This is a genomic window from Bifidobacterium commune (genome assembly GCF_900094885.1).
GTDB lineage: Bacteria > Actinomycetota > Actinomycetes > Actinomycetales > Bifidobacteriaceae > Bifidobacterium > Bifidobacterium commune.
Genome location: NZ_FMBL01000002.1, coordinates 232,399 through 246,986 on the forward strand (window position 1 = coordinate 232,399; position 14,588 = coordinate 246,986).

At 59.0% G+C, this 14,588-nt stretch carries 10 protein-coding genes; 6 read left to right on the forward strand and 4 right to left on the reverse strand.

The window, feature by feature from the left end; translation table 11 throughout:
- Positions 1-283 precede the first annotated feature (283 nt).
- Both GA0061077_RS04880 and GA0061077_RS04885 read right to left on the reverse strand, forming a co-directional pair.
- Entirely contained in the window at positions 284-4,183 is a 3,900-nt protein-coding gene (locus tag GA0061077_RS04880; protein WP_234696515.1) for an LPXTG cell wall anchor domain-containing protein, read from the reverse strand.
- Positions 4,184-4,313: 130 nt separating this feature from the next.
- Positions 4,314-5,435, reverse strand: coding sequence for a hypothetical protein (locus tag GA0061077_RS04885; RefSeq protein WP_091847823.1), 1,122 nt, complete (start codon positions 5,433-5,435; stop codon positions 4,314-4,316).
- A gap of 323 nt (positions 5,436-5,758) precedes the next feature.
- Between GA0061077_RS04885 and GA0061077_RS04890 the strand changes: the two genes are divergently transcribed.
- Both GA0061077_RS04890 and GA0061077_RS04895 read left to right on the forward strand, forming a co-directional pair.
- Complete coding sequence (locus GA0061077_RS04890) at positions 5,759-7,912, forward strand: maltotransferase domain-containing protein (protein ID WP_234696516.1); 2,154 nt, start codon at positions 5,759-5,761, stop codon at positions 7,910-7,912.
- 294 nt (positions 7,913-8,206) lie between these two features.
- Positions 8,207-8,701 carry an inorganic diphosphatase gene (locus tag GA0061077_RS04895; RefSeq protein ID WP_091847824.1) on the forward strand — a complete coding sequence of 165 codons (495 nt, stop codon included), beginning with the start codon at positions 8,207-8,209 and terminating at the stop codon, positions 8,699-8,701.
- 39 nt (positions 8,702-8,740) lie between these two features.
- Here the strand turns inward: GA0061077_RS04895 and GA0061077_RS06875 are convergent, their stop codons facing one another.
- Positions 8,741-8,905: a hypothetical protein gene (locus GA0061077_RS06875; RefSeq protein ID WP_159426916.1), complete on the reverse strand. Its 165-nt coding sequence runs from the start codon at positions 8,903-8,905 to the stop codon at positions 8,741-8,743.
- 346 nt (positions 8,906-9,251) lie between these two features.
- On the opposite strand from GA0061077_RS06875, the gene GA0061077_RS04900 reads away from it, so the two are divergent.
- Complete coding sequence (locus GA0061077_RS04900; RefSeq protein WP_091847938.1) at positions 9,252-9,821, forward strand: manganese efflux pump MntP; 570 nt, start codon at positions 9,252-9,254, stop codon at positions 9,819-9,821.
- Between the two features lie 139 nt (positions 9,822-9,960).
- Here GA0061077_RS04900 and GA0061077_RS04905 read toward each other — a convergent pair whose 3' ends face one another.
- Positions 9,961-10,797, reverse strand: coding sequence for a hypothetical protein (locus GA0061077_RS04905; protein ID WP_143249609.1), 837 nt, complete (start codon positions 10,795-10,797; stop codon positions 9,961-9,963).
- Between the two features lie 385 nt (positions 10,798-11,182).
- On the opposite strand from GA0061077_RS04905, the gene GA0061077_RS04910 reads away from it, so the two are divergent.
- The 3 genes from GA0061077_RS04910 (at position 11,183) to GA0061077_RS04920 (ending at position 14,570) form a co-directional block, all read left to right on the forward strand.
- Positions 11,183-11,965, forward strand: coding sequence for a winged helix-turn-helix transcriptional regulator (locus GA0061077_RS04910; protein WP_091847826.1), 783 nt, complete (start codon positions 11,183-11,185; stop codon positions 11,963-11,965).
- Between the two features lie 159 nt (positions 11,966-12,124).
- Entirely contained in the window at positions 12,125-12,793 is a 669-nt protein-coding gene (nth, locus tag GA0061077_RS04915) for an endonuclease III (RefSeq protein ID WP_091847827.1), read from the forward strand.
- Positions 12,794-13,163: 370 nt separating this feature from the next.
- On the forward strand, positions 13,164-14,570 hold the full coding sequence (locus GA0061077_RS04920; RefSeq protein WP_159426917.1) for an ABC transporter substrate-binding protein: 1,407 nt from the start codon (positions 13,164-13,166) through the stop codon (positions 14,568-14,570).
- The last annotated feature ends 18 nt before the right edge of the window (positions 14,571-14,588 follow it).

A 14,588-nucleotide genomic window follows, 5' to 3' on the forward strand; every position in this document is an offset into this window, starting at 1 on the left:
ATATGCGGGCCGTGATGGCTGTGGGGGAATTGGGAATTGAGAGAACCACACCCTCGGCCCGCATATCATCTCGGGACTGCCTGCCAGCAGCCCGTTCCCGCCGGAAAGAGAGAAAAACGGCGGGACGTCTAAAGGTGCGGGCGCGGCCGACGTGCACCGCACCCGCATTCATTCATTTCATTTCATTCAGTGCTTTCGCAAGCCCTGAGGAAATCGCCGGCCGCGACATGACGAGGCCGGCGACCCATGCGCTTTCCACGAAGGACGGCAACGGCGAGGACACTCACCGTTCCTCCCCGCCGTCCGCATTCGGCGCGACGGCGTCGGAGCGACTACGCACGTACATCAGGCCGAAGCCGGCACCGGCAAGCAGCAAGGCCGCAAGCACAACCGCGAGCACGGCCGAGCCGGTACGGGCGAGCATGGATGCGCGGGTGGCGTTCCAGTCGTCCTGGTTGCTTTCCACCTTGGTGTCGGCGCACAGCGTCCTGTCGCCGACCCGCACACGCTTCATGCCGTCCGCAGGGGCCGGTTGCTGTGCGTTGTTCTTCTTGGACGCGTCGAACGGGTCGCCCGCAGGGACGGGGCATTCGACCAGCGGGGTGCCGGTGACCTTGGCGCGGTCGGTGTGGTGGCCGGTCACGCCTTTGAGGGTGCCGGTCACATCGACGTGCTCGCCCGGCCTGAGCACGAGCGTGTCCCAGTTGTCGGGGTATTTCAGGTCGGTCACGGTGCCGTCGCCCGCGATGGTGCGGTCCTCGAGCTTCAGGTCGCCGGCCTTGTACACCGCCCCCTGTCCGCCTTCGTTGTTGCTGGTGTTGGTGATGGTGAACACGATCGTGTCGCCGTCACGCCACAGCTTCTTGGCGTCCTTGGACTCGTCGCGGTCGCCGTCGGGCCATCCGCTGTCCCTGTCCCATTTCTCGATGTGCAGGCCCGGGGTCATGTCCGGCGTGCGGGTCCAGACGACGTTCGACTCGCTGTCCCTGTCGTTGATGGTTTCGGTGAACCTGTTCTCGTGCCGGTCGGTGACCTTCACGCGTTTGGCCTGCACGTAGGCGCGCCAGCCCTGCTCGTGCCCGTTGTCCGCCGACACGAGGGCGAGGTAGGCGGCAGTGGCCTCGATGTTCAGGGTGCCGTCGGAGGCGGCGTGCATGGCGAACATGTCGCCGCCCAGCTTCGAGGAGTCGAAACCGCTGCCGGCGATCCTCTCGCCCTTGCCAGCCACGACCTTGCCGTCGCGGTACAGGTCGCGCGCGGCGTACACGGCCCACTGGCCCGTGTACTGGTCGTACGCGGGGTCCAGCCTGTCCGCGATCCGCCACCTGTCGGTCTTGGGGTAGGCGCGGTTGGCGGGCAGCACGGAGCTGTCGAGCCGGTAGAGGAACACGTGGTCCCTGTAGATGCTCGTGCCGTCCACGCTTTCGCCGCCGACCTTGACGACCACGTCCTTTGCCGGGTTGATCGGTTTGAGCGGGTTGCTTACCTCGTTGGTGTCTTTGCGCACGGTGTTCTGCACCTGCGTGGCCTTGTTGCGCACCACGTACCCGTCGGTGACTTTGGCCACCGTGTAGGGCAGGGTTACATGGTACTTCTGCCCGAGCAGGGTCTGGTCGATGGCCGGGTCGTTCAGCGGGTCGTAGTCGTTCGATTCCGAGTAGGCCTTCAGGTCGGCCGGCTGGGGGTCGCCCTTGACGGTCTCGCCGGTGGCGGGCACCTTCGTGTCGACGCGTTTGGCGAATGCGTAGAGCACGCCGTCGCGCACCTGGATGTTGAACCGGCCCGTGTAGTCCCTGCCGTCGTCGCCGGTCACGCTCACGGCCGACGGGTCCACCTTGAGGTACCGCTCGTCGAAGTCGTCGACGATGCCGAGCCTCCAGACCTTGTAGGCCGGGTTGGACTGGGTGGCGTCCAGGTCGATGACGTAGTTGCCGGTGTCGCCCAGCAGCAGCGTCCTGCCGTCGATCGACACCTTCGGGTCGCCCTGTTTGGCGGACTGGTTGTCGTGCTTGGCGGGGTTGAGGCTCGGGGGGATGTTGAACACCTCGTTGCTGGGCGTCAGGCTGTTGTTCAGCGTCAGCACCCAGCGGTTGTTCACCTTGTGGTCGGCGGGCGCGTCCTTCGCCACGGTGCCCTCGAAGCGCAGCTGCAACCTCGGGGCGCCGCCCGCCTGCCACTGGGCGATCAGCGTCGGGTCGGTGATGTTCGCCGCGACCATGTGCGCCTTGTCGTCCCATGTGGTCGTGTACTTGCTCTTGGGGACCGCATGGCCGGTGTTCAGGTCCATGATCTCCAGCGTCTGCTTGTCCACCTGAAGGTACCGGTCGTACCGGTCGGTCAGGGTCACCGTCTTGACCGGATAGGCGAGCGACGGCAGGTGCGGCTGGGTGTCGAGCTGGTACTCGACCTTCTGGCCCGGATAGACGGCCTTGCCGTCCACGCTGGACTGGTCGCCGCCCTGCGACGCCTCGCCCACCACGTCCTTTTTGGCCGGCGGCACGTAGCCGCACACCTTCGGCTCGTTGGTCGCCGTCTTCCGGGTGTTGACGGTCTCGGAGCCGGCGTTGGTCAGGCCGGAGCCGTCGGGGTTCGTGCAGAACGCCACCTCGTCGCCCGGCTCCTTGCCGAAGTCCTCGCGCACCTTCGCCGCGCCCTTGCCGTTCGCGTAGTCCACACCCATGGGCACCAGCATCGTCACCTGCAACGGCGTGGCCATGCCCTTGAGCTTCGCCAGGTACGACGGCTTGGCCTTCGCGACCGCCTTGGACCCGTTGAGGCTGATGTCGAACTGGCCGGTCACGTCACGGCCGGTATTGGCGATGTCATTGACGCTGGAACGTTCGTAATGGCCGTTGGCGCCCACCTGCGCGTCCGCCTCGTACACGCGCACGTCCGACGCCTTGGCCGCACCGACCAGATAGCCGGCCTTCGACCAGTCGTCCTCGAGCGAGAACACCGACGGGGCGTCGATCAGATGCGCGTCGACGGTGCCGTTGACCACGCTGCCCACCGTGTCGCCGTCAAGGAACGTCATATCGTCGGCGCCCGTGGCGTTCGAATGCGTCGGATCCACCACGGCGAGCCATTTGCCCGAATCGTCCCGCCTCACCCAGCTCTTGTCGGGGGACGGCTTCCATGTCGGGAACGAACGCGACGGCGTATCCTGATCGGCGGTTTGGGCCGCGCCCTTCCAATGCACGCGGGCCGTGTCGTCCACCTTCGAGGTGGAGGGGCCGTGCACCGTCACGTCCAGCGTCCAACGCCACGTATGGCCGTCCGGCAGACGGTCGCCGCCCTTCCACGTCGCGTGCGCGACGTCGCCGGCAGGGGCCGACCCGTCGGCGGTGTCGAACGCGAACCGGTCGGAGATGTCCCGGCCCGTCGTCACATCAAACACCTTCTGGTTCGACACCGTGTACGACTGGCCGTGCGCGTCGAACGAATCCGAGAAGGAGAACTCCCGCCCGTTGGTGCCCGTGCCGCTCGTGACGGTCGTCCGGTTCACCATCGCATCGGCCGACACACCCCTCTGCACATCCTTCGACGGAGGGGCCGGCGGCACATCCACCGGCGGCTCGTCCTGGCTCAGCACCACGACGATAAGAGCCACGTTCCGTGAAGCCTCACGAGCCACAAGGGAATTAATGGTTGTTGAACCATCTGAAAAAGGTGAAGAAGTTAAATAGCTGACACCTCCATGACTGTAGATTTTCCCCTGCGTTTCGGCGTTCCATGCCGTCGCCCACTGGTTTGAAGTGAAGCCTGCAGGATGGCCGGTGAAGCTGTTTCCGGCGGTCGGGGTGTATATCGCGCCAACGGACACGAGACGGCAATTCGCCTGCGCCGCCTGCCCTGGGTGCGACGCACCGTATCTCGCCTGGCATTCGCCGACGGCGCCGCTCATCGCCTGATTGATCGCGATGTCCGCATCGCCCCCTGTCACGGACATGCCCATGCCACGGAGCACATCGGTCACGAGCGCGTCACTCGGCGTCCCGAACGAATCCCGATACGTCCACTTGATGGCGCCTCTTCCGCCATTCGCACCGCCGGAACCACCGGAACCGGCACCTCCGTCGGCGTTGGCCATGCTCGGCGCAAGCATCGCCACGGCAGTCAGACCGACGACCGCACCGGCCAGCAGACGCCTGAAGACCCCGGCCCTTACATTGCTGAATCTCATTACTATTCTCCTCCAATTCGGATAGGATGGAGGAAGAGCACCCCCAAAGGGTCCTCTTCCAAAAAATTGGAGTCGAATCCCCCGCCCTATCCGCCAAGATCAGCAGCGGGGGAAACGACAAATCTCTTAATCAACCAATAGGACAAAATCCTTGATGATTCACACAGCCCGGAATAGGTGCTGAGGGGGTCAGATCAAATCCTGAATTGCCTGATGAATCCGACGGCGATGAGCCGCCAGAAGGTGCAGACGGCCTCGGCGACGGGGCCGATGGACGGGACGACCGGCCGCCGGAACCCGACGACGGGGCCGAAGGACGCGGTGCACGCGAACCACGACCGGAACCCGGCTGCGCACCCGACGACGAACCCTGACGGGAGGCACGGGACGACTCCGCCGCCTGCGCCTGAGCCTGCGCCGCAGCAGCGGCCTGGGCGTCCGCGTCGGCCTTCGCCCGCACACTCGCGTTCACACCATCCGCCGCACCGTCCAACGACTGCACCGCCGCCTGAAGATCGGCAAGCCTCGCATCCTTGGAACCCAACAGGCCACCGGCCGCATCAAGCTGCTGCGACAGCGCCGTGCGGGTCGCATCATCGGCGACATTGCCCGCCGACGACTCCAACAGACCCCGGTACTCCCCCACCTTGCCCGACAACGAACCCCTCGCGTCAGACAACGCCTTCGCATCCCGGCTACCCAACACAGCCTTCGCCGCCGAATCCAGACCGGCACGCGCACCACGCAGGGAATCCGGCCGCGATGCGGCCTCACGCTCACGATCGCGCGCGGCACGACGAGAGGAAGCATCACACGAAGGAACACCCTGCCCGCGCAAACGGCCCCACTCCTTGTCGGCACGCTGCAACGCGTCCCACGTCCCCGCATCGGCGACACCATCCCTGCCGACACCCAACGCCTCAACGACATCCTTGCCGTCCTTCGCGTCCCTCAACTTCGAAAACGACGCCGCATGCTCGCGACAACCCGACAACGCCGCATCCCTCTCATGCGTATTCCACGCGAAACCGCCACCGGCAGCCAACACGATCACAAGAGCGGCCGCACCCACAGCGACCAACGTCGAACGACGATGCCAGAACACGGGCCTTGCCTCTGTCGACGCAACGTCATCCAACGCAGCGTCATCCGAGAGGAGATCGGCCTCTGTCGCATCCGAGCGCATCTTATCCGCAGTGCCGCTCTCTTCGTCTGTGACATCGAGATGTTTCACTTTCTTATCGTCATCCATGAGTTCTCACTTCCCTGACTTTCTGAATCAGTAATGCCATACTCTCATAATGTAATGGATGTTCGAGTTCTTTCCGACCGCTGTGGTCGAACGGTTGACAAAACCTGCCATGCTGTGGGCAACAATGTCCACTTTGTCCACATTTCACCGCTTTCAAAGCACAACCCGAACAAGCCTCCACAGGTTTGTTGACAATTTCAGGATCCACAATCCAGTTATCCACATCAAGCAGCGTTCGTCCACAGGTCACCAAAACCTCAGTTTTCCCTTTACAATGAGAATTACAGAGCACTTCACGGACATCGACGACAAGGCGGAACACCATGACAGCCAGCACCAGCAACCACACATTCGACGAACCCGCCACACCCAGCATCCCCATCTCCCGACCAGACCAGTTCGGTCGCGTGGTCATAATGTCTGCCACTCCATCCGAACCATCAGGCATGTTTCCGGCCCGCATAGAGGTTGGTGAACCGTTCACCGTCACCGCACAGATTTTCATCGAAGGCCGCGTACATACCGGCGCCACAGCGATATTGCGAGACCAGCACGGCATCGAGCGTCAATGCGTCGCCATGGACTGCATCAACCCCGGTCTTGATCTCTGGAAGACCTACTTGCAGGCCGGAAAACCCAGTAATTTCAAGCCTTGGGATACTGATTACACCGAAGTTCGTCGTGAATTGGGAGAATGGAGCGTCACGCTCGAAGGCTGGGAGGACACGTACGCCTCATGGCTTGACGACGCCCGCATCAAAGTCAAGGTCGGCGACGATATCGACAACGTCCTAATCTCAGGCTCGCAGCTGCTCACCCGCTGGTCGCAGCATGACGATGCGCACCTCGAAGCACACCAGCAAGCTACGCTACGCGAGGCTGCACAGTGCCTTGCCGACACCTCACTAGCACCCGAAGAACGTCTCAACGCCGCCGATAATCCAACCATCAGCACACTGCACGAGACCAATCCACTTCGCGACGGCCTCACCACGAGTGTCCCGCAACGTTTCCGCGTCGAACGCCCGGCATCGAGCTTCAGTGCCTGGTACCAGTTCTTCCCGCGCTCAGAAGGCGCCTACCGTAACCCCGAAACCCGCGATATCATTCAAGGCACGCTGGCCACCTCGTTCGCAGGGCTTGATCGCGCAAAGGCCGAAGGCTTCGACGTCGTGTATCTTCCGCCAATCTGTCCCATCGGTGTCACCAACCGCAAAGGCCGCAACAATACGTTGGTCGCGCAACAAGGCGACCCCGGCTCCCCGTTCGGCATCGGTTCGTCGCTGGGCGGGCATGATACCGTTGACCCGTTGCTGGGCAGCATGGAAGACTTCAAAGCATTCTGCGACTACGCACACAAACTGGGTCTGGAGATTGCACTGGATTTTGCACTGCAATGCTCTCCCGATCACCCGTGGGTCAAGCAGCATCCGGGCTGGTTCCGTCACAAACCCGACGGTACCATCGCCTTTGCCGAGAACCCGCCAAAAAAGTATCAGGACATCTATCCCATCGATTTCAACATCGACATGCCCGGCATCGAACACGAAACCGAACGGGTCATGAACCTGTGGATCGAGTCCGGCGTGACCATATTCCGCGTCGACAACCCACATACCAAGCCGGTGCGCTTCTGGCAGGACGTCATCGAAAAAGTGCAGCGCAACCACCCGGAAATCCTCTTCTTAGCCGAAGCTTTCACCAGACCCGCCGTCATGCGAGCGCTGAGCTTTGCCGGTTTCACGCAGTCGCACAGCTATTTCCCCTGGCGCAACACCAAGGACGAAGTTGCCGAGTACCTGCAAACCACGAACAGCGACGAGGCCTATTACCAGCACAACACGTTCTGGCCGACCACCCCGGACATCCTCACGGATTATCTGCGCGACAACGGTCCGCAAGGTCACAAGGTGCGCGCTGTCCTCGCAGCGATGGGATCGCCCTCATGGGGCATCTACAACGGTTACGAGTTGGTTGAAAACCGCCAGCAGGAAGGCCGCGAGGAACAGGCCGACAACGAGAAATACGAAATCAAGGTGCGAGATTGGAGCAAGACCGACGAGTACGGCATCGCGACACTACTCACCGAACTCAACCGCATCAGGCGCTCTCACCCCGCCTGTCGCAGCTACCACGATCTGACGATGCTGTGGACCAGCGACCCGAACGTTGTGGCCTTCGCACGGCACATTCCGTCGAATCTTTGTCACACAGACACAGGAGCGACACCGGAAGACAACACCAAGGTCTACGGCGACACCCTCATCACCGTGGTCAATCTTGATTGCCAATCTGCGCATACTTCGGAAGTCAACTTCGATCCGGCACTGCTCGGGCTGCCTCGCGATCGAGTATTCAGCGTCCACGACGAACTTGGTGGCGAAGAGTTCACTTGGTCCAGCAACAATAAAGTCACCCTCGACCCAAGCAAACGTGCAGCCTACATTTTCAGGGTTTCCGGACCGGGGGAACAGTAGGAAAACAGGAAGCAGCAACAGCCTGCATTGACACAGACTGGATGAACAATAGCCAAACAAACGGCCCTGGCGGTCGCGGACATCAAAGTCCGCGAATCAAGCTCCGACACCGACGACCGATCAGGTAATGTGCATAGCAAGTCAGCACAGGCAGTCCGGCAGATACAGCCAACGCAATGACCGCCCAGCAGACTGCCGAGCCATAGCGATCTACGGACCTACTATGGGCGGGTATCTGCGCTAGACTTGGCAACGCAACCAACCGTATGCGCGATGTAAGTTAAAGGAGCAAACATGGCTGAAACATTTAACGTTCTCGTCGAAATCCCGCGCGGGTCGAAGAACAAGTACGAAATGGACGAAGAAACCGGTCGCATCAAGCTCGACCGCACGCTGTTTACCGCAATGGGCTATCCCGATGACTACGGCTACATTGAGGGAACCCTGGGCGAGGACGGCGATCCGCTCGATGCACTCGTGATGATTCCGAACTCCGTGTTCCCCGGCTGCGTGGTTGAGTGCCGCGCCGTGGGCCTGTACCACATGGAAGACGAAGAGGGTGGCGACGACAAGGTGCTGTGCGTGCCTGCAGACGTACGCTTCGATGACATCAAGGACGTCGACGACGTCAACAATTACCACAAGGCCGAAATCAAGCACTTCTTCGAGCAGTACAAAGCACTGGAGCCCGGCAAGGAAGTTATGCCCGGCGATTACTGGACCGGTGCTGCCGAAGCTGAAAAGGAAATCAATGCCGCTCGCGAGCGCCTCGCTGGTCAGGCAAAGTGACATGTCTGATTTGAAAGACGAGCGATATCGCTTCAACGGCTACATCCACAGATAGCTGTCCGGATCAACCGCCTTTCCACGATTTGAGACCGGAACGCGCAATATGCAGCGTTCCGGTTTTCTGTTTCTTGAATCATCCCAGATACCTAGGCTGTCGAGATCACCGATCCCCGAACCACCGACGATGCCGTCCAACCCACCCATATCGTTTAAGTCGTTTACAGCTTACGAAACAGTAAGCAACAACAGGAATCAAGCCATGACGGACAACAAAACGTAGCGCGCACCGACGGACAGAAAAAATTCCACGACATACATTCAAGCCTCGGACTATAGTGTTCCTCGTACAGATGGCATGTGAACTGCGTTCACATAGGGAATTCAAAGCCGGATACGAATAAGTCATCGGCAGTTCTCAATGCCCAACACGAGGCGCAGGCGGGATTGACCGTCGAGGCCCATCCGTGCACAGCAGATGTCAACGATTGCGGATTACGTCGTTGCCGAGCATGAAACCGCGGATGAACAACACGGAAGCGCACACCTACTGATGATTATCGAAATTTTTCTTATCGCCGTGTCCGTTTCGATGGACGCTTTTGCCGTTGCCATCGGCAAGGGGCTGGCCACCAAGCGCGTAAAGCCCCTTAATGCACTCAAAACCGGACTTTGGTTCGGTGGATTTCAAGCGCTCTTCCCCGTCCTCGGCTACTTCTTCGCCTCGCTGTTCGGCAAATACCTCGAAGTTGTGGACCACTGGATTATCTTCGCCATGCTCGCATTGATCGGCGGCAACATGATTCGCGAGGCGCTTGGAGAGCCCGAGGAGGACGCCAAGGAAACACCGCAGTTCGACTGGCGCCACATGGCTCCACTCGCGGTTGCATGCAGCATCGATGCCTTTGCCGTTGGAGTCAGTTTCCAGTTCATGCCGATTAACATCTGGGTTGCAGCAGGCGTCATCGGCGTCATCACAGGGGCATTCTCGGTGGCCGGTCTTTACTTGGGCCACTTCATCGGCGTGAAATGGCAGCAGGTCGCACAGATCGGCGGCGGTGTCGTCCTGATTCTCATCGGTCTGAAAACACTGCTGGAACATCTCGGCTTCATCACCTGGTAACTGCCCGGTTCACTTACCGTCAACAGCCGTGCCCTGCCTGATATCGCAGGTCAATTCGCATCAATTGCAATCGGCCGCGCACGTCGTAGTCCAAGATACGACATGCGCGGCCGAACGAATAACAGCCAGATGTCCTCCGTCAGCCGACGAAGAAAAGCAATGCGACCAGCGCCAGAAAAACGACGAACCCACCGCACATCACCGAAGCAAGACCCATGGCCGCGCACGATTGATGCGAACGGTCATGCTTGACCGGCACCGAGGATGAAACACTCATAGAAGCAACATAATCCTTCCACCAGCGCGTTGACGCCCACGACAGTCCGGAGAACAAAACGATTGCAACCGCCAAGACAATCACTACGACCAGCGGGCCGTGCATTCCCCAGACATTGGTCCCGATGTAACGGAAGAGCAGCGGCGACAGAACCCATCCCGAACTGGCAACCAACGCAACATCAAGCATCAGACTGTGAGACATGGAACGCACCATATCCGTGCGGTTCCGTCGCAGCATTTGCTGCAGGAAGCCCGCAACAACAAAGACAACAAGCGTCAAAAGCAGGGCGAACGCCCAAATCGCGTACAGGCTGTTCAACAGGGTTGGATAGATAGCAACAGCCGCGGCTCGGAACGTCCTACCGGCGGCATCCAACTGGTCGATTTCAGGCAAAGCATCCATCACCATCAGCTGGGTGGCAAAAATCATGATGACCCCGCCAATCGCTCCCACAACGGCATCAACGACATTGCTATACAAAGGCCACATCCCCATGATCGCAATCATCAAAATCAAGGCAGTCGCAGTTGAAATGCCGAGTGCGAACTGCCGGCCAACAAAGCAGGAAGCAAGCGAAGACACCGCAATGAGGGCATAAACGGCAATCTCAAGCATCACCATTCGCCTCGTCGACCCCTTCATCGCAGCGTCATTCAAGGGAGTTTCGGAGTCATTCACCGATTCCATAGTCTTCACAGTTCCCATCCTTTTCGCTTAAGCCCGCAGCGAGCGCAATGTTCCGTCATTGTCGTTCACAGCAATAACCATCGTGAATTGCATCCCGCCTTACTTTCTCATCTGTGCCATTGTAGACACGGAAATCCGGTCATCCAAAGTCCTGCCGCCCAATCGTTTGCGGAATTTCAAAGCCATTGAAACCCCGACGTAACACCGCCGACACATACAGGGGTTTCCATAGGGCTATATGGTACCTGCCTGTGTCCACAACCGGCAGGTACAATGCATGAATACTGCATGAACCCCAATGATGCCCCTTTTGGTGTCAAGCTATGCGCTAACCGGTCGTCAACGGACGGGTTGATGAAGCCTTTGAGGTCGTGCTTGAGCAGAAAGGGGCTCAATGACGGATTTGACGTTGATGACGATGGCCCCTCGTCCTGCAGGAGTTTTGCCAAGCCTTACGCTGCTCTCCTATCGCGTACGGGTGCTGCCGATGGAAGCGGCGAGCATTGTGAAACTGCCGGAAAACACCATTCTTTTCCTCGACGCCCGGGACGATCTGGCCAATGCCAAAACGCTGTGCAATCTCATTCATGCTTCTGGACTCGCAGTCCCTGTAATTCCTGTCGTCACCGAAGGCGGATTCGCCGCCATCAATCTCCAGTGGGGTGTGGCGGACGTGGTGGTCAGCAACGCTTCACCAGCCGAGGTCGAGGGCCGGTTGCGACTGGTTTCGGAACGTTGCCGCTCGGTTCCTTCGGCGTCACGCACCACACACAACACCAGCGACAACGAAGAAAGCGGACGAATCCGTTCCGGCGATCTGGTGGTGGATACCAACGGCTACACCACAACGCTCAACGGCGAACCGGTCAATCTGGCATACAAAGAATTCGAGCTGCTCAAATATCTGGTCCAGCATCCGCACCGGGTCTTTACCCGCGCCCAGCTGCTGCAAGAGGTGTGGGGCTATGACTATTACGGCGGCACACGTACCGTCGATGTCCACGTACGTCGTCTGCGCGCCAAGCTCGGCGGTGAATACGAACATCTGATTGGCACGGTACGCAACGTCGGCTACCGTTTCGACCCGCCGGAAGATGGTGCGTCGAACGGCGATGACGACGTCCAGGGCAGCGACGATGCCGGCGAGGAAAACAACTGCGCAGACGGTGATGCCTGACGATGGCGGGCCGCTTGGATCGTCGTGCCGCGCATCATCAAATCGACACGGAACACCTAGGGCACTGATACAGATGAGGCACACAGGCCGCAACCAGCGGAGCGCAATCCGGCCGGTTCAGCCCTGCCCATGCAGGCATAGCGAAAGGAACGAAAAGCCATGCCAAGGGAAACCACGCAGCAACGCAGTGATCGCATCCACGCCGAATACGCTGTGCTGTGTCGGATGTTCCCCGAAGCGATCTGCACACTCGACTTCCAGACACCGTTCCAACTGCTCGTCGCCACCGTTCTGAGCGCACAGACCACGGATGTAAGGGTCAACAGCGTCACACCAGAACTGTTCAGCAACTACGGCACCCCAGAAACACTTGCGGTGGCCAATCCGGAGCACATCGAAGACATCATTCATCCGCTGGGCTTCTACCACACGAAGTCAGCTCATATCATCAAACTCGCTAACCAAATCGTCAGCGATTTCAACGGTATTGTGCCACAAACCATGGAAGAGCTGACCAAACTCGCCGGCGTCGGGCGTAAAACGGCGAACGTCGTTTTGGGTGATGCGTTTGATGTTCCTGGGTTCCCCGTCGACACGCATGTCATCCGTGTGACGGGACGCTTGCGTTGGCGCACCGATTGGCGTGACAAGCACCCCGATCCGGTTAAGGTCGAAAAAGAAATCACCCAATATTTCGAACCGTCGGAGTGGTCGGATCTTTCACATCGACTCATTCTTTTCGGACGCACCGTCTGTACGGCCCGCAACCCCGACTGCGAATCGTGCCTGCTGAACGATACATGCCCAAGCGCCGGGCATCCGCTCTGATGCCATGAAAACACCAACCAACGGCCTGCCATTGAGGCCCGCCCAAGAACTAGTAAACATGCGCCGCCATCGTTTCCGCCATTCGCAACAACAAACCACCGAAGCTTTAACTCGACAACAACACCTCGCCTCTCGCAACGAAACCAACCTGCGTCTGCGTACGGAATTCGGGCAACCAATGCCCCAGACTGACATTTTTGGATGATTGTCAGCAATCGTTCAGGACCAGATAGTAAGGTAATAGCTCATGTCAAGACACGCACAACGCTCAAACGCACCAGTAAAGAGTCTGGTGTTCGTCGTTGTTGCCTTCATATTGATCGCTTCCGCCGGCTTCACTCTGATCCGTTGGAACAGGAACTCAGACAATATGACGATTGCGCTCCATTCCGGTTCGGAAGTGACGGTTGGATTGGACAGCACAGCGCCGAAATCACTCGACATTCGGACGACACCGGGCAAGGAGCTGGATCAGACCCTGCTTGGAAATGTTTACGAAACGCTGATCGGACGTGATGAAAACAACAGACTTGTTCCCTCAATCGCAAAAAGCTGGAAAGTTTCCAAGGATGGGCTCGATTACACGTTCACGTTGAACAACGATATGCGCTTCGCCAACGGCAACGCACTCGACTCCACCGATGTGGTCTATTCGCTGCAACAGATCATCCAAAACAACTTTGTGGGCGCCCAAGACCTGTCGGATCTCAAAACCGTCAAGAACCCCGACACCTCCACTGTGCAGATTACGCTCAACAACCCCAATCCGAGATTGTTACGAGCGTTGTCATCACGGGCGGGAATCGTGTATGATGCGAATTCCAACACCAACTACGCCAAGCAGACATGCGGAAGCGGTCCCTTCACCGTACGAAGCTTCGACCCGGGCAGTTCCATCGTCCTCGCGCGAAATTCCATGTATTGGAAGGACCAAGCCGCAAGCTCACAGATAACGATCCGCCATTACAGCGATGCCGACGCCCTTCACGCTGCACTCAACAGCAGAGAAATTCAACTGGCCGTCCTGCGCCCCTCTGACTCACCGCAGCCGTTCAAGGAAAGCAAAAACGTCACCGTTGCAAAGGGATTGACGACATCCAAGGTGGTGCTGGCCCTGAACAACAATGCCGATTCGATTTTTTCCGACAGCCATGCGCGCAAAGCGGTTCGTTATATCATCGACAACAAGAAGATAGCCCAAAATCAGCCCAATGCAGCCTCCGCATTAAGCGGTCCCATCAGTCCGCTCGAGCCAGGCTACGATGATTTGTCTGAACTTTTCCCTCACAACCTCACCGAGGGACAGAACGACATCAGCTATTTCAGCCCCTCCTACATCGGCACTATCACACTTCTGGTGCCGAATGAGTACGCTTCCCTCGGGCAACAAGTTGCCGACCAGCTTAAGAACACACGGCTCAATCCCGTGGTTCAGGTAGTCGACGACCAAATGTTCGCGCAACGAATCGCAGCGGGCGATTACAAAATGGCGATTACCTCGATGGGGGGCTTCAACGATACCGGAGCGTTCGCCAACGGAGCCTTCGGCTATCAGAACGGTCAGGCCCAGCAGGATTACCGCAAGGCGCTAGCCTCCACCAATGACGTCGATTATCAGACCAACCTGCGCGCATACTCAAAAACCGTAAGTGCCGACGCCGCCAGTGCTTGGCTTTACACGGAAAGCAGCATGGTCGCCACAAAAGACAACGTCACCGGTTATCCGGAAAACATGACCGACGAACTCCTGCCATTGCACAACATAAGGCTAAAGTAGTTTCAATCTCACGGGTTG

What these genes read in the sequence shown, in the direction of transcription:
- GA0061077_RS04900 (WP_091847938.1), top strand. Translation starts at nt 9,252, where the DNA reads ATGATTATCGAAATTTTTCTTATCGCCGTGTCCGTTTCGATGGACGCT.
- GA0061077_RS04920 (WP_159426917.1), top strand. Translation starts at nt 13,164, where the DNA reads ATGACGATTGCGCTCCATTCCGGTTCGGAAGTGACGGTTGGATTGGAC.
- GA0061077_RS06875 (WP_159426916.1), bottom strand. Translation starts at nt 8,905, where the DNA reads ATGGGTGGGTTGGACGGCATCGTCGGTGGTTCGGGGATCGGTGATCTC.
- GA0061077_RS04910 (WP_091847826.1), top strand. Translation starts at nt 11,183, where the DNA reads ATGACGGATTTGACGTTGATGACGATGGCCCCTCGTCCTGCAGGAGTT.
- GA0061077_RS04890 (WP_234696516.1), top strand. Translation starts at nt 5,759, where the DNA reads ATGACAGCCAGCACCAGCAACCACACATTCGACGAACCCGCCACACCC.
- nth (WP_091847827.1), top strand. Translation starts at nt 12,125, where the DNA reads ATGCCAAGGGAAACCACGCAGCAACGCAGTGATCGCATCCACGCCGAA.
- GA0061077_RS04880 (WP_234696515.1), bottom strand. Translation starts at nt 4,183, where the DNA reads ATGAGATTCAGCAATGTAAGGGCCGGGGTCTTCAGGCGTCTGCTGGCC.
- GA0061077_RS04885 (WP_091847823.1), bottom strand. Translation starts at nt 5,435, where the DNA reads ATGGATGACGATAAGAAAGTGAAACATCTCGATGTCACAGACGAAGAG.
- GA0061077_RS04895 (WP_091847824.1), top strand. Translation starts at nt 8,207, where the DNA reads ATGGCTGAAACATTTAACGTTCTCGTCGAAATCCCGCGCGGGTCGAAG.